The sequence below is a fragment of the Rhodoplanes sp. P11 genome, assembly GCF_964266735.1.
Lineage (GTDB): Bacteria > Pseudomonadota > Alphaproteobacteria > Rhizobiales > Xanthobacteraceae > Rhodoplanes > Rhodoplanes serenus.
The window spans coordinates 1,189,359-1,211,784 of sequence record NZ_CAXWGY010000001.1; the positions used below are offsets into that span (position 1 = coordinate 1,189,359).

15 protein-coding genes are annotated in these 22,426 nt (G+C 69.0%); 6 read left to right on the forward strand and 9 right to left on the reverse strand.

Annotated elements, in window-relative coordinates:
* Position 1: 1 nt before the first annotated feature.
* Entirely contained in the window at positions 2–2,002 is a 2,001-nt protein-coding gene (locus ACFQUV_RS05235) for an FAD-dependent oxidoreductase (protein WP_129607932.1), read from the reverse strand.
* 194 nt (positions 2,003–2,196) lie between these two features.
* Positions 2,197–4,287: a hypothetical protein gene (locus ACFQUV_RS05240; protein WP_378394309.1), complete on the reverse strand. Its 2,091-nt coding sequence runs from the start codon at positions 4,285–4,287 to the stop codon at positions 2,197–2,199.
* A gap of 288 nt (positions 4,288–4,575) precedes the next feature.
* Between ACFQUV_RS05240 and ACFQUV_RS05245 the strand changes: the two genes are divergently transcribed.
* Together ACFQUV_RS05245 and ACFQUV_RS05250 are read left to right on the forward strand one after the other, a co-directional pair.
* Positions 4,576–5,997, forward strand: a complete 1,422-nt coding sequence (locus ACFQUV_RS05245; protein ID WP_165364103.1) for an FAD-dependent oxidoreductase — start codon at positions 4,576–4,578, stop codon at positions 5,995–5,997.
* 3 nt (positions 5,998–6,000) lie between these two features.
* Positions 6,001–7,623 carry a hypothetical protein gene (locus ACFQUV_RS05250; RefSeq protein WP_129610731.1) on the forward strand — a complete coding sequence of 541 codons (1,623 nt, stop codon included), beginning with the start codon at positions 6,001–6,003 and terminating at the stop codon, positions 7,621–7,623.
* Between the two features lie 18 nt (positions 7,624–7,641).
* Here the strand turns inward: ACFQUV_RS05250 and ACFQUV_RS05255 are convergent, their stop codons facing one another.
* The 4 genes from ACFQUV_RS05255 to ACFQUV_RS05270 all read right to left on the reverse strand — a co-directional run bounded on the left by ACFQUV_RS05255 (position 7,642) and on the right by ACFQUV_RS05270 (position 11,273).
* Entirely contained in the window at positions 7,642–8,658 is a 1,017-nt protein-coding gene (locus ACFQUV_RS05255) for a YihY/virulence factor BrkB family protein (protein WP_129610730.1), read from the reverse strand.
* A gap of 79 nt (positions 8,659–8,737) precedes the next feature.
* A complete protein-coding gene (locus ACFQUV_RS05260) occupies positions 8,738–10,042 on the reverse strand; it encodes a DUF3618 domain-containing protein (protein WP_129610729.1) in 1,305 nt (434 codons plus the stop codon).
* A 4-nt stretch (positions 10,043–10,046) separates the two neighbouring features.
* Positions 10,047–10,439 carry a phage holin family protein gene (locus tag ACFQUV_RS05265; RefSeq protein WP_244601691.1) on the reverse strand — a complete coding sequence of 131 codons (393 nt, stop codon included), beginning with the start codon at positions 10,437–10,439 and terminating at the stop codon, positions 10,047–10,049.
* 12 nt (positions 10,440–10,451) lie between these two features.
* A complete protein-coding gene (locus tag ACFQUV_RS05270) occupies positions 10,452–11,273 on the reverse strand; it encodes a hypothetical protein (protein WP_129610728.1) in 822 nt (273 codons plus the stop codon).
* Between the two features lie 286 nt (positions 11,274–11,559).
* Here ACFQUV_RS05270 and ACFQUV_RS05275 point away from each other — a divergent pair, with 286 nt between their 5' ends.
* On the forward strand, positions 11,560–12,735 hold the full coding sequence (locus ACFQUV_RS05275) for a VWA domain-containing protein (protein ID WP_111388748.1): 1,176 nt from the start codon (positions 11,560–11,562) through the stop codon (positions 12,733–12,735).
* 1 nt (position 12,736) lies between these two features.
* Here the strand turns inward: ACFQUV_RS05275 and ACFQUV_RS05280 are convergent, their stop codons facing one another.
* Positions 12,737–14,494, reverse strand: coding sequence for an AIPR family protein (locus tag ACFQUV_RS05280; RefSeq protein ID WP_165364102.1), 1,758 nt, complete (start codon positions 14,492–14,494; stop codon positions 12,737–12,739).
* 99 nt (positions 14,495–14,593) lie between these two features.
* Between ACFQUV_RS05280 and ACFQUV_RS05285 the strand changes: the two genes are divergently transcribed.
* Entirely contained in the window at positions 14,594–14,881 is a 288-nt protein-coding gene (locus ACFQUV_RS05285; RefSeq protein WP_129610726.1) for a type II toxin-antitoxin system HicB family antitoxin, read from the forward strand.
* A 189-nt stretch (positions 14,882–15,070) separates the two neighbouring features.
* Here ACFQUV_RS05285 and ACFQUV_RS05290 read toward each other — a convergent pair whose 3' ends face one another.
* Positions 15,071–16,279 carry an AI-2E family transporter gene (locus tag ACFQUV_RS05290; protein ID WP_129610725.1) on the reverse strand — a complete coding sequence of 403 codons (1,209 nt, stop codon included), beginning with the start codon at positions 16,277–16,279 and terminating at the stop codon, positions 15,071–15,073.
* A 234-nt stretch (positions 16,280–16,513) separates the two neighbouring features.
* On the opposite strand from ACFQUV_RS05290, the gene ACFQUV_RS05295 reads away from it, so the two are divergent.
* On the forward strand, positions 16,514–18,910 hold the full coding sequence (locus ACFQUV_RS05295) for an amidase family protein (RefSeq protein ID WP_129610724.1): 2,397 nt from the start codon (positions 16,514–16,516) through the stop codon (positions 18,908–18,910).
* A gap of 263 nt (positions 18,911–19,173) precedes the next feature.
* The gene (locus tag ACFQUV_RS05300) at positions 19,174–21,192 is read left to right on the forward strand and encodes a protoglobin domain-containing protein (RefSeq protein WP_129610723.1); all 2,019 of its coding nucleotides are present in this window, start codon (positions 19,174–19,176) and stop codon (positions 21,190–21,192) included.
* A 140-nt stretch (positions 21,193–21,332) separates the two neighbouring features.
* Here the strand turns inward: ACFQUV_RS05300 and ACFQUV_RS05305 are convergent, their stop codons facing one another.
* Positions 21,333–22,313, reverse strand: coding sequence for a hypothetical protein (locus ACFQUV_RS05305; RefSeq protein ID WP_129610722.1), 981 nt, complete (start codon positions 22,311–22,313; stop codon positions 21,333–21,335).
* Between the last annotated feature and the right edge of the window lie 113 nt (positions 22,314–22,426).

Below are 22,426 nucleotides of genomic sequence, written 5' to 3' on the forward strand. Positions count from 1 at the left end.
GTCATGCTCCGTTCGCGATCGCCCGCTCGGTGATCACCGAATAGGTGCGATAGCAGCGCATGCAGCGCTTGGCCTCGCGATACGCCTGCTCGGGGCTGATGGTCTGCTCGACCTCCTCGAACATCTGCCGGCGCACCGAGGGGTCCAGCTCGGGATGGTGCACGCGATACTGCGGCTTCACCGGCACCTCGACGGCGTCGTCGGCCAGCATGCGGTTGTCGTTGAGGAGCTGGCGCATGCGGGTGCGCGGCTGGAACATCACGCGGCCGAAGCGAATCCAGTCGTCGATGCTGCGGCTCGCCTTGAGGCCGTTGGACATGGCGTGAATCAGGGTCGACGGGCCGGAGGCGCAGTCGCCGCCGGCGAACACGCCGGGCCGTGAGGTGGCGAGGTCGACGGGATCGACCGCGACGCAGTTCCAGCGGTCGAACTTGATGCCGTCGTCGGGGGTGAGGCAGCCCTTGCGCACCTGCTGGCCGATGGCCGCGATCAGCGTGGTGCACGGCATGATGCGCTCGGTGCCGCCGAGCGGCTCGACGCCGCGACGGCCATGGCCGTCTGGTGCGGTTCGGCGCATGTCGGTGACCTCGATGCCGGCGATCTGGCCGTCCTCGGCGACGATGCGGACCGGGCTGGTGAGGAAGTGGAACACGATGCCCTCGGCGATCGCCGCCTCCACCTCCTCGCTGTCGGCCGGCATGTCCTCGCGGGTGCGGCGATAGACGACATGCACCTTGTCGGCGCCCATGCGCAGCGCCGAGCGGGCGCAGTCCATGGCGACGTTGCCGCCGCCGACCACGATCACCTCGCCTTCCAGCGCCACGTTGCGCAGGCCGGCGACATGGTCGTGGACTTCGAGCAGGAAGCCGATGCCGGACTTGTAGCCGGGGAGGCCGGGGTCCTCGCCGGGCACGCCGAGCCGGATGCCTTGCTGGCAGCCGATGGCGAGGAACACGGCGCGGTAGCCGCGGGCGAACAGGTCGTCGATGGAGAAGTCGCGGCCGAGCGCCCGGCCGAACAGGAAACGTCCGCCCAGCTCGGTGATGATGGCGGTCTCGGAGTGGAGAACGTGCTTGGGCAGCCGGTAGGCCGGAATGCCGATCGCCGCCATGCCGCCGGGCTCGTCCATCGCCTCCAGGATGTCGACGTGATAGCCGTGCAGCAGCAGGTGGTAGGCGCAGGAGACGCCGGCCGGCCCGGCGCCCACGACCGCGACCCGCATGTCGGCGCCGCGCGGCTGCGAGATCAGCTCGCGGCCGAAGGCCAGCGCATTGGGGCCGGACTGCTGGTCGGCGACGTAGCGCTTCAGCGTCTTGATGCCGACCGCCTCGTCGACGAACTTGCGCCGGCACGCCATCTCGCAGAAGCGCACGCAGACGCGGCCGCAGGTCGCCGCCATCGGGTACTTCTGGAGGATGACGCCGAGCGAGTGGGCCGGCTTGCCGTCGCGGATGTAGTCGATGTAGCGCGGCACGTTGATGCGCGACGGGCACGCCTCGATGCAAGGCGCCGTCATGTAGGCCAGGCCGTGCTGCTCGGGCTGCGGTCCGCGGGCGATCTCGGCCTCGATCACCTCGCGGAAGCTGCGCAGCGCCGCCAGGAGCGCGCGGGCGCAGGTCTGGCCGAGGCCGCACATGGAGGTGGCGGTCATCTGGTCCGCCAGCATCTCGATGTCGTCGAGACCGAGCTGGCTCCTGGTGCCGCGCCGGAGCGCACCGAGCGCGTCGCGCAGCAGCACGGTCCCCATCCGGCACGGCGTGCACTTGCCGCACGCCTGGTCGGCCGCCTCGTCCATCTGGCGCCACAGGGCGTCGATCAGGCTGACGCTGGGGTCGAAGATGAAGAAGCCGCGGTCGCCGAAGAAGGCGCGGATGCGGTTGTGCTCGTCGAACGTCTCGAAGTTCGTGAGCATCGGAAAGGGATGATTGGTCCGGATCGGTCCCGCACCGTCGCGGTTGTCGTAGACGATGCCGTCCCAGACGCCGTAGCTGACCTCGGTCATGGGCTGCCCACTGCCTTGCGTGCGGAGGGCCGGCAAGGGCGTCGGTCGCCGCGACACCCCGGTATCATATCCCGGTGGGCCTGGGGACCAATCCGGGCGAACCCGGGTCTCGGCCTGCATAGGTGTTCTGCGGCGGCCGCGGCCGTCGTGGCGGCCGTGCAGGTCTCGTTGGGCGCAGTCTCTCCGGACCGGCGTCAGCGGGGCGCCAGGCCGGTGGAGCCGGGCGGCGGGCCGGGGGGCGCGAGGGTGGGCAGCGGCTCGGCGACGATCGACGAGTCGGGCTGCGGCAGCCGCAGCACCGTCCGGGCCGCCGGCAAGGCGGCGTCCGCCATCGCGGCATGGCCCTCGGCGGTCGGATGCACGGCGCCGCCATAGACCGCCGACAGCACCCCCCAGGTGGCATCATGCAGGTCGCTCGGCTGCATGGTGGGCGACACGCCCTCCGGGAACGTCATGGCGGCGAAGTAGCTGTCGTTGGCGGTGCGAATCCAGCGGGCGCGCGGCGCATAGGGGCGGAACTCGCTCGGCCGCACCCCGCAGGCCAGCGGCTGGGCGGCGCCGTCGACCGGCCCCTCGGCGAAGCTCGTGCCCTCGGTGGAGAAGCAGGTGCGATCGAACGGCGGATCGTCGGCTGCGCGGGCGCAGAAGCCGTGATTCGCGAAGGCGGGCTGGTGCTGGTTCACGAAGGTCATGCGGTCGCGGGCCGGGTCGGCGCAGACGACGCCGCCCGTGCAGGTGGCGAGCGCTTCGACGCGCGGGAAGAAGCCGTTCTGCACGAAGCGGGCGATCGGGGCGAGGCGGGGGCCGTCGACCCCGAAGGCGGGATGGACGTCGAAGCCGTCGCGGCTGGTGGAGCAGGCGCCGCCCTCCGGGCTCAGCGCCGGGTGGCCGTAGGAGACGTAGACGACCCGTTCGAGGCTGCCGCCGACCAGCGGCTTCAGGGCGGCGCGCAGCTTGTGAAAGCCGGTCGGCAGGGTGGTGTCCATGGCGGCCTGGGCGGCCGCGAGGCTGCCGATGACGCCGGCGCGCTTGAACAGCGTGCGCTCGCCCGGCGACTCGATGATGACGTCGGCGACCAGGCCCGAGAAGTCGATGTCGTTGGCTCCGACGGTGAGGAACATCAGGTCGAGGGTGCGCTGGGGATGGCTGCGCTGCGCCCGGGCCAGGAGCTCGCGGAGCTGGGCGAGCTGGCCCGGCACCGATCGCGGGCACGACGCCGTGCCGGCGGCGCCGCAGTTCAGCTCGCGGGCCTGCTGGGGGCCGAACAGGCCGGCCTCGATGGTGGCGCCGGTGCAGGCGAGCGGCAGGAAGGTGACGGCGATGCGCGGATTGTCGATCGCCAGGGCGAGCGCGGCGCGGAGCTGGTAGCCGTAGAGCGAGCGGTGGCAGGGCGCGCTCATCCAGCGGGCCGAGAGGCGCGACCATTCGGTGCGGTCGGTGTCGGCGCCGCGGCCGGAGTCGCACGCCTTGTCGCCCTTGAAGCCCTGGCGGCCGGGGCGGAAGAACTCGCTGCGTCCGGCGGCGATGAAGCGGCGGAAGCAGAAGCCCTCGTCGCTCAGCACCACGGGGCGGTCCGGATTGCCCTCGCCGGCCGCGATCGAATCGCCGAGCCCGGCGATCAGCAGGTCGTGGACGAGAATCTCCGTGGTGGCGCGGCGGGGCGGGGCGCCGGACGCATCGGTGATGTCGACCACCACCACGGTCGGCTTGCCGTAGACGGCGCGCAGGTTGACCGGCTCGCGGCAGCTCGCGGCCAGCGACCGCGGCAGGCTGTCGCCGTCCTCGAACGTCCAGGCGCACTGGGCGCTCGGGTCGACGGCGCCGGCGAGCCGCACCTCGATGCGATGGTCGGCGGGATTGAGGTAGGATTCGCGCACGCCGTCGCGCACGCAGTCGTCGATCACCCGGCCGGCCGCATCGCTGCACAGCCGCACGACCGTGTCGCGGGCCCAGCCGCGCCCGCCGGTCTCCACCGCCAGCGTCTGCTCGGCGGCCAGTACGCTGCGGCCGCGTCCGGCCGTGACATGGCGCAGGAAGTCGCGCTCGTCGCGGAACAGGCGGAAGCGGTTGCGCACCTCCCAGTCGATGACGACGCCGACGGCCGGCTCCGGCAGCGGTGCCACGGTGGGGGCGGACGGATCGGTCGCGGGGGCGCCAGGCGGGGCGCCGGGCAGGGTGGCGGGCGGGGCGAGGGGGATCTGCGTCGGGCCGCTCTGGGCGAGGGCCGGATGCAGGGCGGCCCATAGGATCACCACCGCCGTCGCCGCTCCGTTTCGCCACGCCATCGTGATTCTCCCGCCGCTGGTCCGCCCGGCCACTCTCGCCAGGAAGACCCTGGGAAGCCCCCGGGACGGCGCCGTAACAAGGCGGCGAAAACGTGACGGCCGGGCCGGCGCTCCAGCGCACCGCCGCACGGCTCCTTCCTTTGTGGCGATCGTGTCGTCGTAATTGGATACCGTTTCGGCCCTTGGCAGGCCGCGCCCGCAATGGCAACAATCGCCCGCTCCGGCCGGCGGCCGGACGACCGAAACGCCGGTCCTCGGAACGCGCGGACGGCCCTTGGAGTGTTCTCCGTGACCGCGTCTCCCGCACGGGTCGGCATCGTCGGCGCCGGGCCGGCTGGCCTGACGGCCGCCTATCGGCTCACCCGGCACGGCATCGCGGCCGAGGTCTTCGACGCACTCGACCAGGTCGGCGGCATGGCTCGCTCGTTCCCGCTGTGGGGCCAGACCGTCGATCTCGGCCCGCACCGCTTCTTCAGCACCGATCCGCGCGTCAACACGTTGTGGCTCGACGTTCTCGGCGACGGCTGGGACATGGTCGACCGCCTGACCCGCATCTTTTATCGCGGCCGGTTCTTCGACTACCCGCTCAAGGCCGGCAATGCGCTCCATGGGCTCGGCCCGGTGGAGGCGGTGCGCTGCGTGGCGAGCTATGCGGCCGCCGTGGCGCGCCCGGGCCGCGACGAGAGCACCTTCGATACCTGGGTGAGCAATCGATTCGGACGGCGGCTGTTCGAGATCTTCTTCCAGTCCTATAGCGAGAAGCTGTGGGGCATCCCGTGCGATCGCCTGGATGCCGATTTTGCGGCTCAGCGTATCCGCAAGCTGTCGCTGCTCGAAGCCGTGAAGGCGGCGCTGATCGGCAGCGGTGGCCGCCACAAGACACTGGCCGATCGGTTCGCCTATCCGCGGGCCGGCTCCGGCGACGCCTATGTGCGGATGGCGGACAGAATCCGCGAGCAGGGCGGCGTCATCCATCTCGGCCGCCCGGTCGGCCGGATCGATCTCACCGGCGAGCGCCCGGTGATCGAGCTCGCGGACGGCGAGCGCCGGAGCTACGATCACGTCGTCTCGTCGATGCCGCTGACGCAACTCGTCGAACGGCTCGATCCGCCGACCGACGTCCGCGCCTGTGCCCGCCGCCTCCGATTCCGCAACACCATCCTGGTGTATCTGGAAATCGCGGGAACGGGACTGTTCCCGGACCAGTGGATCTATGTTCACGATCCGGCGCTGGCGACCGGGCGGGTCACCAACTTCCGCAACTGGCTGCCGAGCCTGTGCGGCGACAGCCCCAACACCATCCTGTGCCTGGAGTACTGGTGCGGCGATCGCGATGCGCTGTGGACCCAGCCGACGGCGGCGCTCGGGGCTCTCGCCCGCGACGAGATCCGGCGGACCGGCCTCGTCGGCGACCGCGCGATCCTGAACGACCACACGGTGCGGCTCGCCCGCAGCTACCCCGTGTACGAGCACGGTTATCGGGACGCGGTCGAGGCCATCGCGGCTTGGCTGTCGCGCCACCCGCGCCTCTCGGTAATCGGCCGCTACGGCGCGTTCAAGTACAACAACCAGGATCACAGTATCCTGATGGGCCTGCTGGCGGCCGAGAACATCCGCGGTGTCGCCTCGCACGATCTGTGGCGGGCCAACTCCGACGACGAGTATCAGGAGCGCAGCGAGATCACCGAGACCGGCTTGCAGAAGCGGTGATGCATGGAGCGCGCGATCGCGAGGGTATCCGAGACGCCGGCCGATGGTACGGCCGGGCGGGGGCCGGCGCGCCGGGTGGTGATCGTCGGCGGCCTCGCGGCGTTCCTGCTGATGGCTGCCGCCGTGGTCTGGCTGATGCCACCCAACATGGACGAGATGTTGCCGTTCCATGTGCTCGCCTGCCGGACTCATCCGGCTTCGGTGCTCAACAGCTTCCGCGAGCCGTGTGACGGAAGCTATCTCCTGCACGGCCCATTCGGCCTGACCGTCCAGCGCGCCTACGGTTATGTGGGCGGCCTCAGCTCGTTCCTCTACGCGCCGTTCCACGCGGCCGCCCCGGGGCTCGTCACTCAATACCTCGTCGGGCTCGGCTGGCTCGGGCTGTTCGCGGCGCTGCTGTCCCGGCTGTCGTCACGGCCGGGACTGGCGTTTTGGCTGACGCTGTCGTTCTTCCCGTTCGTGTACCAGTTCACCCACGACACCGGGCCGATCCGCATCGCGGCCGTGGCGTTTCCGGCGGCCGCACTGCTGGTGCGGGCGGTCGCCGGACGCGGCCTGATGCTTCAGGGGATCGGCGGTGCGCTCACCGGCGTGCTTTTCACGCTGGCGCTCGAGGACAAGCCGTTCTTCGTCTATCTGCTCCCGGCCGCGGTGATCTTCGCGGCGACGGGGCTGGTGACGCCGGCCGCGGCGTTGCGCCCGTCGTCCGCGGAGGAGTGGCGCACGGTCCTGCGCCGGGCCGTCAATGCCTGGCCGTTCGGCTTGGGGTTTACGATCGTGTTCGCGATCGGTGCCGCCCTAGTGCTGTTCTCGACCACCGCGGACGGCAGCGTCTATCTGGATGCGCTGAGGCGCAGCCGGCAGGCGCTGCCGACGTCACTGATCCTCGACCTGAACATCGGCTATCTGGGCGCGTGGTCGACCTTCGCGCACCGCGTCTACGACGCGCCGCCGAAGACCATCCTCACGCTCCTCCAGGTCGCCACGGTGGCGTTCTATGCCGCCTCTGCGGCCGCGGCCGTCATGTGGATGGGGCGCGCCCTGCTGTCGGTTCGGATCGTCCTGCTCGGCGCCTGCTTCGCCGCGCTGGCGGTGGTCTTTCTTGCCACCGGCAATGTGTGGGCGGGCCACCATGCCGTGTTCCTGCTGATTCCGCTGGTGGCGATCCTGATCGAGATCGTTGCCGCGGCGCCGCGCCGGGCGGCTACCGCTCTGATGGCTGCGTATCTCGGGCTCGGCGTCGTCTCGGCTGCCGCCGTCTTCAGCCGGGCTCCGCAGATCCAGTCGTCGCCCGAGCGCGATCGGATCATCGCGGCGGTGAACCGCGACGAGGAGGCGGCGGGATCGATCGTCAACCATTCGGCCTGGGGAATCTATTACATCCACGCACTCTATGCGCCGCGCCCGGCGCTGGTGGTCTACACCGAGCCGCTGGTAGAGAAGGACGCTCGGGCGATCCTCGACATCGCGCGGCGGACCGGACGGCGCACGCTCTATCAGACCTGCTTCGGGCCGGACTGCACGGTGCTGTCCCTCGATGCGGCCTTCGGCGGTGCCGTCAGTTTCCGCGAGGTGCCGCTCGGCACCCGCCACTGGCGTCTCTTCACGGCCACGGTGGCGCCGTGACGGCGGAGCCGTGGCGTCTCAGGTGAGCTTGTCCCCGCGGGGCCGTGTCCGCGGCACCGTCGGGTCGCGGTCCTCCAGCTCGGCGTCGAGCTCGGCCCCCACCAGGATGACGATCGCCGAGATCCAGATCCAGGTCATGAAGCCGATGGCGGCCCCGAGCGTCCCGTAGGTCTTGTTGAAGTTGCCGAAGTTCGAGGCGTACCACGAGAACAGCACCGACGCGGCGAGCCAGGCGAGCGACGCCGTCGCGCTGCCCCAGGTGATCCACCGCCAGCGCGCCGTGGTGCGGCTGGGGCCGAAGCGGTAGAGCACCGCGAGCGCCAGGGCGAGCGCCACGAGCAGCAGCGGCCAGCGGCCGATCCGCAGCGCCATCTCCAGCTCGTCGTCGAGCCCCACATAGCCGAACACGATGGGCAGCACCACCACGGCCGCGAGCGCCATCAGGATGAACAGCAGGCCGCCCAGCGTGAACAGCAGGGACGTCGCGTTGAGCCGGAAGAAGCCGCGCTTCTCCGGCTCGCCATAGACGATGTTGAGGGCGTCGAAGATCGCCTTCATGCCCGCATTGGCGCTCCACAAAGCGGCCGCCACGCTGATCAGGAAGGCGATGCCGAGGCTCGACGAGCCTTGCTCGGCGACCCGCCGGAGCTGGTCGCCGATCACCTCGAGGGCGCCGCCCGGCAGCACCGTCGCGAGCGCGTCGAGCTGATCGGCCAGGCTGCGCGGATCGGTGAACAGGCCGTAGATCGACACCAGCGCGGCCGCCGCCGGGAACATGGCGAGCAGGGCGAAGAAGGTGACGCCGCCGGCGATCGAGGTGACGCGGTCGGCGGAGATCTGCCGGTAGACGCCCATCAGCACGGCGCCGAGGCTACGGCGGCGCGGCGGGTCGGCCGCAGCCGTGGGGCTGGCCGCCGTGTGGCTGGGCTCTTCGATGTCGACGGGACGCCGGCGGAAGCCGGCGGCCAGGAGAGCGGTGGACAGGCCGAGCATCAGCAGCGGCCGAGCGATGGAGCGAGAGCGTGGTGGGGTCATGGCTCGGGGAGGAGCCCCGCAGCCTGCACGGCGCCACCGGACGGCACGCCGTGCAGTTCCGCGGGGGCGGGGGCGTTGGTCAGCTTGGGCGCGGCTTGCCGGACTGATCGAACGATCCTCCGGAGGGAGCGGACGTCCGGCCCGGTGAGGCGAACCGTGTCGCGCCCGATGGATCGGCGGAGCCGCCGGTAGCGGCCGCGGACCCCGATGCCGAGCCGGACGACAGGCCGGGGCTGCCGGCGCCGCCCGGGCTGCCGGACGACGGGCCGGCACGACCGCCGCGGCCCGCGTCGGCACCGCTGTCGGCCGCCGCCTTGCCGTCCGGCTTGCTGCCGCTCTTCTCGTCCCCGGCGAGGCGGTCCTTCATGGCACCCATCTCGTCGCGGGCGGCGTCGCCGGCGGCCTCCGCCACCGCCGCCACCTTCTCGCCGAGCTTGCTCGCCTGGTCGCCGATGTCGCGCACCAGATCGTCGGTCGAGCCGCTCTTGAAGCCCTGGCGCTCCGCCTCGCGGCGGACGTCGTCGGCGACCCGGCCGGCGGCCTGCTTGGCCTCGCCGTAGTAGGAGCGCACGGCCTCTGACGCCGCCTCCTTCATCTCGTCGGCGGTCTGGCCCATCAGCTCGTCTTCGGTGCGCGAGCGCGGCATCGCGGCGCCGATCAGCGCCCCGAGGGCGAGCCCGAGAGCGCCGACCACGAGCGGCTGCTCGCGGATCAGCCGGGAGAGCGATGATTGCGCCCACTCGGCTTGGTCGGCGAGGCTCTCGCCCATGGCGCGGGCCTGCTGGTAGGTGTCGTGCCCCAGGTCGGAGGCGCGGCTGCCGAGGTCGTGGGCGCCGCGACGCAGGCTCTCGGCGGTGTCGCCGGCCATACGAGCGGTGCGGTCGGCGGCTTCCGCGGCCGTCGCATAGGCGCTGCCCGCGGCGTCCCGGGCCTTGGCGGCGGCATCGGCCGCGGCGGAGCCCGCCGAGGTGGCGGCGCCCCGCATGCCGTCGGCGGCCTCGCCCGCCATGTGGCTCGCGGCATGGCTCGCGGCATGGCCCATGTTGGTGCCGAGGCCGGCGCCGTCGGTGCGCGTGGTCCGGGTGGTCGGACCGCCATAGGGCGACGCCTCCGGCACGATCGACGGGGCGGGCTGCGGCGGGCGACGCGGCGACAGCATCAGCCAGGCGAGGCCGGTCGCCACCAGCGCCACCGGCAGCGGGGCATTGCGGACCTGCTGGCCGAGATTCTGAACGAACTCGCCGCCGCCGTGACCGCGAGCGAACGCCATCGCCTGGTCGACGATCTCGCCCGGCGTCATCCGCTCGCGCAAGGCTTCCAACGTGTCACTGAGCTGGGCGCGCTGGCGCTCGGCCTCGGTCTCGATCTCCCGTGCGGTCGTCATCGGATCACCTCGCCTGGTTGCGTGCGACGGCCGCGTCGCTGCGGAGCTGGGACAGGGTACGGTTGGGGGTCAGGTTCTCGGCCTTGAGGCGGCTGGCGCCGATCAGCGCGAGGACGAGGCCGACCACCAGGGTGGCGCCGCCGACCGCGAGGGCAGCCCAGTGCGGCTCCATGCCGCTGTCCACCAGCGCGGCGACGGCGGCCTGGAGCAGGATCACCAGCGCCGGCATCAGCAACACGGCACCGACCACGATCAGGGCGACGCCGGTGCCGACCTGGCCGACCTTCTCGCTCATCTCGGCGCGGGCCAGCCGGGTCTCGGTGCGGACCAATGTGGTGACCTGCTGGACGAGGTCGGTGAACAGCTCCGGCACGCTGCGATGCTCGTGCAGTCCCATGGCTCTCTCCGCTCAGAATTCGTTGTTGGGGAAGGCATCTTGCCGGGCATGCGAGGCCGGCCGCGGAGCCGTCGACGCGCCGGGTCCGGCACCCTTGCCGACGCCCTGGCCGGGATGCGGCTGCAAGGGCGGGCTGGCGGTGCGGCGGGTCGGTGGGCCGCCCGTCGCGGTCGCGCCGGCTGGCGTGCCGCTCTTGAGGAAGCGGGCCAGCGCAAAGCCGGCCACCAGCGACAGGCCGAAGAACGCCGCGGTGTTGTTGCGGGCGAAGCGGTCGGTGTCGTGGGCGAGGTCTTCCAGGCTCTTGTGGCGCACCGCCTCGGCGACATGATCGAGCTGCGCGGCGGCATCACGGATCAGCCCGGCGGTCTGCGGCATCTGATCGTCGAGCTCGTCGGCGGCCGAGGAGATCGCCCGGGCCACGCCGCCGATGCGGGCGGCACCGGCCCGTTTCTGGTCCTCGGCCATGCTCCGCGCCTTCTCCTGGAGCGGCTCGGCCAGGGCGGCGGCCTCGTCACGCAGCGCCGAGGCGGTGGCGCTCGCCGTGTCGGCGACGCCGCTCGCCGCCTCCTTGACGGAGCTCGCGACCCGCTCGGCCCCGCCGCGCAGATCGTCGGTCGGTCCGGACCGGCTCCCGGTGCCGCCGGGGGCGGCACCGGCCCCACGGCTTCCGCCGGCCGCGCCGGTGACCGGCTGGGCGCCGATCGGCTGCACGCCGGCCGGTGGGGCGCCGAGCGGCTGGGTGCCTTTCGGCGGGGCGGCGGTGGATGCGCCGGGCGAGGCGGAATCGGTGGACGGGTTCGGCGACGGGGAGCCGGGTCGGGTCGGGGTCTGCATGGCGAAGCCGCTCCTGTCGGTCGCGGCGGGGCCGCGCCGGGGCTGAAGATCGATCGACGCGGGACGCGACGAGCCGTAGGTTCAATGAGCTGCTCGGATCGGGCGCGGCGAGGGGCCGCGCGATCCTGGGCTCAACGTCAGGACTCTGGGGGAGTTCCGGCAACGGCAGGCGCGGCGGAGCGCGCCTCGACCACCGATCTACGGCCGCTATACTCGGCGGCCGGATTCATCGTCGCCGCCCGTGGCGGGGCCGGCCGCCGTCCGGGGCGGCCCGCAGGAGACCGCGATGTTCGTGAGCTTCTTCCATGCGCTCAAGAGCGCCGGTGTGCCGGTGACGCTGCGCGAGTACCTGACCCTGATGGAGGCGATGGACGCCGACCTGGCGTCGCGCCGGGTCGAGGACTTCTATTACCTCTCGCGCGCCCTGCTGGTGAAGGACGAGCGCAATCTCGACAAGTTCGATCGCGTCTTCGGAACCGTGTTCAAGGGCTTCGAGAGTACCGGCGAGGCGATCTCGGCGGAGATCCCGGCCGACTGGCTGACCAAGCTCGCCGAGAAGTACCTCACCGACGAGGAGAAGGCGCAGATCGAGGCGCTGGGCGGGCTCGACAAGCTGCTGGAGACCATCAAGCAGCGCCTCGCCGAGCAGAAGGGGCGCCATCAGGGCGGCAACAAGTGGATCGGCACCGGCGGCACCTCGCCGTTCGGCGCCTACGGCTACAATCCCGAAGGCATCCGCATCGGCCAGGACGGCAACCGCAACTTCCGCGCCGTGAAGGTGTGGGACAAGCGCGAGTTCAAGGATCTCGACGACACCGTCGAGCTGGGCACGCGGAACATCAAGATCGCGCTGCGCCGCCTGCGCAAGTTCGCCCGCACCGGGGCGCCCGAGGAGCTCGATCTCGACGGCACCATCAAGGGCACGGCCCACAAGGGCTATCTCGACATCCACATGCGCCCGGAGCGCCACAACGCCGTGAAGGTGCTGGCCTTCTTCGACGTCGGCGGCTCGATGGACTGGCACATCGCGCTGACCGAGGAGCTGTTCTCGGCGGCGCGGCTGGAGTTCAAGCATCTCGAATACTACTACTTCCACAACTGCCTGTACGAGCGGGTGTGGAAGGAGAACAAGCGGCGGTGGGATCACACCACGCCGACCTTCGACGTGCTGCACACCTATCCGCACGACTACAAGGTCATCTTCGTCGGCGATGCCTCGATGAGCCCGTACGAGATCGTCGCGCCCGGCGGCTCGGTGGAGCACATGAACGAGGAGCCCGGCCAGGTGTGGCTCCAGCGGGTGACGCAGACCTATCCGGCCTGCGTGTGGCTGAACCCGGTGCCGCAGGAGCACTGGGACTACACACCCTCGATCAAGATGGTGCGCCAGCTGATGGGCGGCCGGATGTATCCGCTGACGCTGGACGGCCTCGACCGCGCCATGCGGGAGCTGCTGAGGTAGGTTAGGCGCTCAAGACTCCCTGCGCAAACTCCGATAACGTTTTACGGTTGGGCTCAGCAACAGCTGCAAAAAGAGCCTTAAATGAAGCCACGGCAGATTGCTGCCTTTCTGAAGTAATTCGGTTTCCAGCAAACCCGCCATTTAAGTGAGAGCTTAAAGGAAGGGCAATCGGTAAAATTTTCGACCAGTGCGTTTCGGCATCGCGTAGGGTGTTTTTCTTTTTGAACTGGAGAGAAAATCTATCTGGGATGCGCCTGCCCAATATCGTTTCGAGGCATTCAGCGATGGCGCAGCAAAGTAGGAAATTTGCCCCTTTCTGCTCGAAAAAATCTACTTGTGCTCTTTCGATGTCGGTGAGGGTAGAGGGGGCGTTTTTCAGTTTTGATTTGAGAGTGGTTTTAATTAAATTAACCTGCTTAAACAAAGAATACGCGAACACGATGTGTGCGGCGGTTGTTTTCTCATGGAAATATCTTGAATAGAGAGTGTCGTTGATCCAGATCTGGGCCTTACGATTATAGGCCACCACTGGATCGGAGTGAAATGCCGCGAGAGCTTGTCCTACCGTGAGGGAGGGAAGTAGGCTGGGACGACGCCGTATTGCGTCGCTTGCGCCACCACGGCGGCCTCCATCATATTCAACGTCACGCATGACGCTGAATTCTGATTTCAATCGGCGCTGTATAGAATCCGAACTTCTAAAATCCGAAGCGGAAATCTTGTTCTGGCTGTTGTTAAATCTAATAATATCATCGACTAGATCGCTGCTTTCCGTTTCAATGAATCTGGCTGGTACAAAAAGGGTTTCTGCGGGAGCTTTGTCTAGGGACCCGATGGCTCCGGTTGTCTGCGCGCCATTAACAATTGAAATTCCTTCCAAAACAAGCTCTTTTCCTGATCTGGTTTTTCTAATGCGGCCTTTGTTGACGATGGCAGTAATGCCATTGTTGAACACCCAGAAATTATCAGAGTTTCGTTCCGCAGTACCTTTGATGGCGAAATTAATGTTGGAATCGCTCGCCCGTGAGCCCAAATAGTCGCGAACGTTGGCCGAAAATAGTTTTGTTCCATATGTTTGATAGAGTTGGTAGAAAAACGAGCCGGGCAAGAGAGTTACGATAGCCCTCCATGCATTTCCGTTAACGTTCATTGCTTCCTTGCATTTGACGGTAAATTTGTCAGTGACAAGGATTGGTGACTGGCTTTCTTCGTACCATTGTTTAAAAGTGCCGCTCCCAACTTCGCTGGCACTTATTCGAATATTTTCTTTACCGTTTAGCTCTCGAACGTGAGTGGCTGCGGATGTCTCCACGGTTTTTAGTTCTTTCTCGCAATTTGACGATTCAGGCAAGTTGTGAGTATACCAAATAAACAACTCTCTAATCTCATCGCTCTTTATTGCGTCACGAAGTTCTTCCGCATAAGGCCGTAGTTCTTTTGGCAAGCTGGAAATTGATGCGCAAAGAAGCCAATTAATTGCAGTGTTTAGATCGGAGGCTTTATTGGCCGGTGCTGACGCTCGAGTCTTTTCAGAAAGATAGCACTGGCAAACGACAGCGCGTTGTTCGTCTCTGTCAATGAATACAATGTCGCATTTCTTGTCGTCTCCGCCACCTGTTATCACTTCCGAAGCAAGGGTGTCCAGGTCTTCTGCTCCGAATCGAAGGCCAAGTGCGAAAAGTCCGAGCGCGTCCGAGCCATATTCACTGCCTTCGAAGCGCGCCAAGTAGGCTTTCACCCATGGTTCTTCTTTCGACATGACCCTTCCCCCGCGGAAATGAGCGCGCCTCACTTGGACGGGCGAGCACAATCGGCTAACAATAATACTAGCTCTTAAAGCCATGTCTCGCAAATAGCGATGCCGCACTACATCGCCCTGATCCACAAGGAGCCCGACAGCTCCTACGGCGTGTCGTTCCCGGACGTGCCGGGGGTCGTCACGGCCGGCGACACGCTCGACGAAGCAATGCGGAACGCGGCCGCGGTGCTGGCGTTTGCGGCCGAGGACTGGTCGGACCTCGAGGGTGCGGCGTTCCCGTCGCCGCGCACCATCGACGAGCTGCGCCGCGAGCCGGAGTTCCAGGAGGACAGCGCCGACGCGATCGTGGCGGCGGTGCCGTTCCGGGTGGCTGCCGCGGCGGAGTGACGGCGTCTCGTCCGGCTCCAGCCCGCAGCATCCATCCTCTTCGTGAGTAATCGGTAGCCCCGATTGAGCGGAACGAAATCCGGGGGCCTTCGCGCGGCGGAGCCGGTGATGCTTGTCCCGGGTTTCGCTGCGCTCAGCCCGGGCTACGGTCCGTCCTGCGCGGGCTCGACCCCGCGCCCTGTCTGCTCATCATTTCACCGGCGGCACCGGCGTGCCGTGCGTCGGAACAGCCGGCGCGGTCGTGGTCGTAGGTGTGGCCGTGGGCGGCACCGCGGCGCGGCGCCAGGCGTCGAGCATGTTGAAGAACACGCCGAGCAGCGTCGGGCCGATGAACAGGCCGAGGAACCCGAAGGCCAGGAAGCCGCCGAGCACGCCGAAGAAGATCAGGGTCAGCGGCAGCGCCGCCCCGAAGCTCACCAGCCACGGCCGAATCACATTGTCGACGGTCGAGACCATCACGCCCCAGACCACGATGAAGATCGCCCAGCCGGTGTGGCCGAGCCCGAACAGCCACCAGGCCGCGCCGCCCCAGATGATCACCAGCAGGATGCCGAACTGGCTGAGCGCGATCAGCATGGTGACGAAGCCGAGCACGCCGGCGCCCGGCACCCCGGCGAGCAGCAGGCCGAAGGTCATCACGCCGGCCTGCACGGCGGCGGTGCCGACGATGCCGTAGGCGACGCCGCGCACCGAGTCGGCGGCCGAGTCGAGTGCGGCCCCGGCGGTGGCGCCGCCGAGCCGCACCGCGATCTCCTGCATCATGCGGGCCAGCACGTCGCCGCGCAGCCAGAACAGCGTCGCCACCGCGAGCGACACCAGGAGCTGGAAGATGCCCTCCGCGAAGGCCCGCGCGATCTCGACGAGCGCCCGCTGCACCTCGCCCGAATAGGTCTTCCACACCTCCTGGACCACGCTGGTCGGATCGGCGAGGTCGCCCCAGAGCTGGCGCAGCGGCTGCTCGATGAACGGAATCTTGGCGAGCCAGGCGGGCGGCTCCGGCATGCCGGCGAAATAGGTCTGGGCCTGTTGCAGTCCGCGCACCAGGCGCTCGGCGAGGCCGGGCGCCAGGAAGACCGCCGGCATTCCGATGGTGGCGATGGCGGCGAGCAGCAACAGCGTGGCGGCGAGCGCGGTGGAGCGGCCGTGCCGCACCAGCGCTTCGCGCAACGGCCAGGTGGCGATGGCCAGGATGCCGCCGAACAGGATGCCGGTGACGAACGGGCGCACCACCATGGCGGTGCCCACCAGCAGGCCGACGAACGCCGCGATCGCGGTCATCCGCTCGATCAGGCTGGTGGTCGAGGCGAGCCGGACGGCGAGCGGATCGCCGGTGCCGTCTCGGCGCGCCGCGTCGGTGAGGGCACCACTCGCGTCTGAAGGATCTCCGGGCGTCGTCATCAGCTCATCCCCGCCGAGGTGGTCGTGTCCGGGCGACCATAGCGGAGGTGGGCGGGTCTTGCCCACCGGCGGGCGGCGTCATGACGGCCGAGCGACGACCGCCCGGGCCGCCCGCGGCGCCTCGCATCGGCCACCGCCGGGGCATTGCCCGGTCGCCGCCGCCGCAGTCTAATCGTCGGGTCACCACCTGCCCCCGACGTTCCTTTTGTCCATGACAACCAGAACGGAGCCGCCATGACCGGCCAGGCCGACGCGCGAACCCCATTCAGGCTCGAGGAAGCCACCATCGCGGCGATGCACGCCGCCATCCGGGCCGGCGAGATCACCTGCGTGGAGATCGTGCAGCACTACATCGACCGCGTGCGCGCTTTCAACGGCCCGGCGAGCCTGCTGGTGACGGCGGACGGTGAGCCGGTGGCGCCGGCGACCGGCACGGTGCGGGGCGGTGCGCCGCTGCGCTTCCCGACCGCCACCGTGAAGGCCGCCGACCTGCTGCCGGATCTCGATCGCTATGCCGGTCCGCCGCTCGACTACGGCCGCATGGAGGCGACCGCATCCGATCCGTCCGTGCAGCAGCAGTACGGCATGGTGGTCGGTGTCGCCGACGGCGGCCAAGTCAACGCGCTCGCCACCCTCAACCTCCGCGGCGAGCGCTCGGTGACGTTCCGCGGCGACTTCGACCGCCATCCCGACGACGGGCCGTTGCCGCCGGATGCGCCGGCGGGGGCCGAGATCTTCCGTCGCTATCCGGACGCGCTGGAGCAGGCGGCGGCGCTCGACGCCCGCTGGGGCCGCGACCCCGATCTCGACGCGCTGCCCCTCTACGGGGTGGTGTTCTCGTTCAAGGATTCGTTCGACACCAAGGATATGCGCTCCACCGGCGGCGGCGACGCCGCCTACGACATCGACGTGCCGGCGCGCGATCACATCGTGGTGGAGCGGCTGCGCCAGAAGGGTGCCATCATCTTCGCCAAGGCGGTGTGCACCGAGTACAACGGACGTGCCGGCAATCCGGGTGGTCGCCACGCGCCCGACCGGGTGCTGGCCTCGACCCTCGGCTATCAGCGATCGAGCTGGGGCGGCAATCCGGCCAACCCGTACGACACGCGCCGCTCCGCCTCGCTCGGGTCGAGCTCCGGATCGGGGGTGTCGGTCTCGACCAACATGGTGATGGCGAGCATCGGGGAGGAGACGCGCGCCTCTTGCCGCGGGCCCTCCAATCACAACGCCGTCGCGCTGATCCTGCCCCACAAGGCGATGCTCGGCTTCGACGGCGGCGCCATCGGGGCCGATATCTATTGCGACCGCACCGGCATCCACGCCCGCACGCTGGCCGACTGCGCCACCATTCTCGATGCGCTGAAGGACGAGCACGGCGGCTATTACGACCCGCGCGATCCTTACACCACGGTGCCACGCCCCTCGGTGCTGTCGGGCTCTTACGCGAGCCATGTCGCGGTCGACGGCCGCGCGGGTGCCCTGCGCGGCGTGCGGCTCGGCGTGATCTGCGAGTCGATGCGGGTGCCGGAGGGCTCGCTCGCCGAGGTACCGATCGTCACGGCGGCGGCGCGCGAGATCAAGACGGTGCTCGGCGAGACGCTCGGCGCCACGCTGGTGTGCTCACGCGAGCCGACCTGCGCGCCAGATCCGGATCTCGAAGCCATGACGGTCGACTTCCGCACGGCGCTCGCCCGGCTCGTGCCGGTGTTCATGCCCGATCTGCTGTTCCGTCTGCGTCCCGACGGGCAGCCGCTGTTCGAGGAGTTCGCCGCCGCGGTGCGGCCGACCGCGTTCGCGCCGGGCAAGGTGTTCGGTAGCGGCACCATGGCGCCGATCGACTATTGCGTGGCGCTCGCCGAGGGACGGACCGTGCCGCCGAAGAATCTCGACATCGGCACCATCCAGCAGCAGGAGCTGGCGATGGCGTTCCGCTTCCACATCAGCCAGTACCTGATGCGGCGCGCCGCCGACTGGGCCGCGCAGGGCGTCACCGAGACGCTCGCCGACTGGCCGACGCTCAATGCCCGCTCCAAGTTCTGGGGTGACGATCAGCGTGCTGCCTTCCGGAACTGGGAGGAGGTGGCCGATCCGCGCAATCCGCTCGGCGGACGCCAAGGTGTCGACGAGCGCATCATGCTGCGCGAGCTGCTGCGTCGCGTCGACATGATGGTGATGCTGGAGAACCGGCTCGACGCGCTGGTGCGGCTGCACACGCCGTGGCCGCCCGGCCTGATCGGTCATCCGCATCAGCACGACATCCTGCACAATCTGGCCCCCGAGTCGCTGTACGGGCCGAACGCCGGATTGACCGAGGTGCTGGTGCCGGCCGGCTTCGTCACCACCGTGTACGATCCGGTGTTCGCGCTGGCGCCGGACGGGCGGCGCTGGGTGTCGACGCCGTCGCGCATTCCGACCACGATCCCGGCGCCCGGCCTGCCGTTCTCGTTGGTGTTCCGCGCCGAACCCGGCAAGGAGGACGTGATCCTGCGCATCGCCTCCACCTACGAGGCGGCATCGCGCCGACGCATCCCGCCACCGGCCTTCGGGCCGATCGCGCGCAGCCACCGGGCGCAGGCGTCACACGACTCACGGTCCACTGCGCCGGCCGCGAGCGGAGCCGTTGCCGATTAGAGCATTGTCCGGCGACGTGGAGGCCGGTTCGCCGTCGAGAATGCAATCAGCAAAGACATCTGGAGCGGCATCCAATCTAATTAGATCGGATGTCGCTCTAGCCCGACCAGGCGAGGTTAGGCGGTGGGCGTCGATCGAACAGGTGATGCAGGCACGCTTTGCACGATTGCACCCGGCCGTCGAGCATGTGTCGAAGTTAACTCGATTTGCACGAGTCCCAGACGATAAGGGAGGTGATTTCCTTTCTCGTCGGATCGCACCCCATGACCGAGCCGGTTCAAGATGTGTCGTATCGCACCGAGCATGACTATGCCGGCTTCGATGCGGAGAGTGCCGAGCTGCTCCGCTCGGTCAAGCCGGCGCTGATGGCAGCGCTGCCGGGCATTCTCGATCGCTTCTATGAAAAGACCGTGGCCATCCCGCCACTCGCGGCGATGTTCAAGAGTGCCCAGCGGATGCTCTATGCGAAGGAGGCGCAGGCACGCCACTGGGCCCATCTGTTCGACGGCCTGTTCGACGAGGCGTATCGCGAATCGGTGGCGCGGATCGGCCAGACCCATCACCGCATCGGGCTGTCGCCGAGCTGGTACATCCTCGGCTACGGCATGCTTCAGGCCGAGCTGATCGCGGCGGTGCTGGCCGATCGCGGCATCCTGCTCACGCCGGCCCAGCGCCACCGGATGGCGCGGGTCCAGCAGGCCGTGAGCCGCGCCGTTATGATCGACATCGATGCGGCCCTGTCGTCCTACTGGACGGCGATCGAGGGAGATCGCAAGCAGGATGCCGAGAACACCACCGAGCGGATCAACCAGCAGGTGATCGAGACGGTGTCGAGCATCGGCAACTTCAACAAGACTCTGCTCGACAGCGCCGAGTCGGTTCAGCTCGTCAGCAACTCGGTCAAGACGAGCGCCCACGCCGCCTCGGGAGCCGCCGAGACGGCGCTCGCCTCGGCCCAGACGGTGGCCGCCGCGTCGGAGGAGCTGCATGCCTCCATTGCCGAGATCGCCCGCCAGGTCGGGCGCGCCTCGGAGGCGGCGCGGGCCGCCGACGATCGCATGAACCAGACCCGCGGGGTCGTCGCCAATCTCGGCAAGGCGGCCGAGGAGATCGGCCAGGTGGTGGGTCTGATCGGCGATATCGCCTCGCAGACCAACCTGCTGGCCCTCAACGCCACCATCGAGGCGGCACGGGCCGGCGAAGCCGGCAAGGGCTTCGCCGTGGTGGCCCAGGAGGTGAAGTCGCTGGCCAATCAGTCGGGGCGCTCGGCCGAGCAGATCTCCGGCCAGATCGCCAAGATCCAGGAGGTGGTGCAACGCACCTCGGCGGCCATCGAGTCGGTTGCCGGAACCATCCGCGAGGTCGAGGGCATCTCGTCGTCGATCGCCGCCGCGGTCGAGCAGCAGTCGGCCGCGACCAGCGAGATCGCCCGCAACATCGGTGAGACCGCCGGCCATGTGGGCGAGGTCACCAGCCTGATGGCCGGCGTGCTCGACAGTGCCGCCCAGGCGAACGGCGCCTCGCGCGCCGTGCACGACACCACCCGCGGCCTCGACGACGAGCTCGGCACTCTCGGGCGCATGCTCACGCGGGCGGTGCGCACTGCGTCTGCCGCTGCGCAACGCCGGCGCCTGCGCCGTCGCGGCGTTCTGATCGATGCGCAGCTCACCGGGTCCGGCCGCGCCGAGGCGGTGCGCATCTTCGACATCTCCGAGGCCGGCGCCCTGGTGCAGGTGGCGCGGTCGCTGCCGAACGATGCCAAGATCGAGCTGATCATCGCAAACGAAGGAATACGGCTGCCGGGCACCGTGGTGGCGTGCAGCGAGTCCATCCATCACGTCACCTTCGCCGAGGAGCTGACCACCGTGCGGGTCGATGCGCTGGCGCGCAAGTACTTCGCCAGCCTGATCGAGCTGGCGAAGTCCGATCACCGTGCCTTCGTCGCCGCGATCGCCGATCGGGCTCGTCGTCAGGGCGGACCTGGTCGCGACCGGATCGCGACCCATCACACCTGTCGGTTCGGAAGTTGGTACCATAATGTCGGTGACGACATTCTGGTCGAATTGCCGGCGTTCAAGGCGATCGCCGAGCCGCATGTGGCGCTCCACCAGGCTGCCTTCGTGGCGGTCAGCGCCGCCCAGGAGGGCAACGGCACGCTCGCGGAAGCCAAGCTGGCCGAGATGGAGGCGCTGTCCCGGCGCATCGTCGACGCCATCGATGCCCTCGCGGCGGAGCTGAAAGCCTACGAGGAGCGACAGCCGGCGAGCGCCGCCGTCGCCTGACGGCTTGGCCGAGACGCGGATCACTTCGCCGCGGCGTCACCGCGGCGAGGTGCCGGTGCGCCGCCTCGGCACACCGCGTCGGCGCACGTCGGCGGACCACCTCTTCAGACGATCTCGTCGGAACACCTCGTCGGCGTATGTCAGCGCGCCTCGGCCATCGCCTCGCGGCGGCTGCCGGCAGCGCGATCGGCCACCAGGGTGCGCTTGGCGCGCAGCGCGCCGGCGATCTGGCGCCAGTTGGCCCGCGCCTGGATGTGGGCCGGATCGTAGCCGGGCATCGGCCGGGCGATGGCGAAGCGGGCGCCGTTGCGGTCGATCCACCGCCACACCTCGGAGGCGTCGCCCTCGGCCAGGGTGATGTCGATGGCGCGGCCGTTGCCGTAGCCGCCGGTGCGGCGGCTGCCGCCGTGCAGCGAGTTGCCGACCGATGCCTTGAAGCCGGAGGCGAGGCGCTGGCGGAAGTCGTCGCGGAAGGCGCTCAGCATCGACCAGCGCAGGCCGTCGGCATCGAGCGCCTTGCCCATGTGATAGAGGGTCTCGCGGAAGTCGCGGTCCATGCCGCGGATGACATATTCCTTCAGCGACATGCCGAGGCGCTTGGCGGCCGCCGGGTCCTTCCAGGTGAAGTCGCCGCTGCCGTCCTTCTTGATCGGCGCGCGGCGGTAAACCTCCCAGAGATAATCGTCGATCTCGTCGGCGACCTCGGCGGAGCGGCGGGGCGGTACCGCGATGTCCGGGCCGGTGGCGGCGCCGCCGAGGCTGCCGGTCGCCTCCGCGTCGTCGACCTCCATGCCGGGCATCGACAGCGACGCGAGCGCGAAGGTGGGCTCCCAGGAGAGAATGTCGGCCGGGCTGCCATGGGCGCCTTCGGGGCCGGACTCGCTCTCGACGTCCGCCTCGGCCTCGATGGCGTCCTCGGCGTCGCGGCCCATGGGCACCAGCGCGGCGGTGCGCACCGGCCGGTCTTCGACGATCCAGGCGCGATCCTTGGCGGACGGGAAGGGGCTCGACAGGGCGAGCGGCAGCGCGACGAACAGCACGAGCCCGCCGCACCCCGCCGCAATCAGACCCGACCAGAACGAGACCGTGTCGCCGGACGGCGGAGCGGAGAACGCACGCATATCGAACCCGAGCCTGGAGAAGAGACGTGGTGCCGCGGGGCACCGATGGCGCGTTGTGCAGCGTGGGGGAGGCGCTGCCGCGCGCCGACCAGTCCATCCTGGTCGCGCACGGT

Coding starts and splice junctions, on each gene's coding strand:
- ACFQUV_RS05235 (WP_129607932.1), bottom strand. CDS start 2,002: ATGACCGAGGTCAGCTACGGCGTCTGGGACGGCATCGTCTACGACAAC.
- ACFQUV_RS05240 (WP_378394309.1), bottom strand. CDS start 4,287: ATGGCGTGGCGAAACGGAGCGGCGACGGCGGTGGTGATCCTATGGGCC.
- ACFQUV_RS05250 (WP_129610731.1), top strand. CDS start 6,001: ATGGAGCGCGCGATCGCGAGGGTATCCGAGACGCCGGCCGATGGTACG.
- ACFQUV_RS05255 (WP_129610730.1), bottom strand. CDS start 8,658: ATGACCCCACCACGCTCTCGCTCCATCGCTCGGCCGCTGCTGATGCTC.
- ACFQUV_RS05260 (WP_129610729.1), bottom strand. CDS start 10,042: ATGACGACCGCACGGGAGATCGAGACCGAGGCCGAGCGCCAGCGCGCC.
- ACFQUV_RS05265 (WP_244601691.1), bottom strand. CDS start 10,439: ATGGGACTGCACGAGCATCGCAGCGTGCCGGAGCTGTTCACCGACCTC.
- ACFQUV_RS05270 (WP_129610728.1), bottom strand. CDS start 11,273: ATGCAGACCCCGACCCGACCCGGCTCCCCGTCGCCGAACCCGTCCACC.
- ACFQUV_RS05275 (WP_111388748.1), top strand. CDS start 11,560: ATGTTCGTGAGCTTCTTCCATGCGCTCAAGAGCGCCGGTGTGCCGGTG.
- ACFQUV_RS05280 (WP_165364102.1), bottom strand. CDS start 14,494: ATGTCGAAAGAAGAACCATGGGTGAAAGCCTACTTGGCGCGCTTCGAA.
- ACFQUV_RS05285 (WP_129610726.1), top strand. CDS start 14,594: ATGCCGCACTACATCGCCCTGATCCACAAGGAGCCCGACAGCTCCTAC.
- ACFQUV_RS05290 (WP_129610725.1), bottom strand. CDS start 16,279: ATGACGACGCCCGGAGATCCTTCAGACGCGAGTGGTGCCCTCACCGAC.
- ACFQUV_RS05295 (WP_129610724.1), top strand. CDS start 16,514: ATGACCGGCCAGGCCGACGCGCGAACCCCATTCAGGCTCGAGGAAGCC.
- ACFQUV_RS05300 (WP_129610723.1), top strand. CDS start 19,174: ATGACCGAGCCGGTTCAAGATGTGTCGTATCGCACCGAGCATGACTAT.
- ACFQUV_RS05305 (WP_129610722.1), bottom strand. CDS start 22,313: ATGCGTGCGTTCTCCGCTCCGCCGTCCGGCGACACGGTCTCGTTCTGG.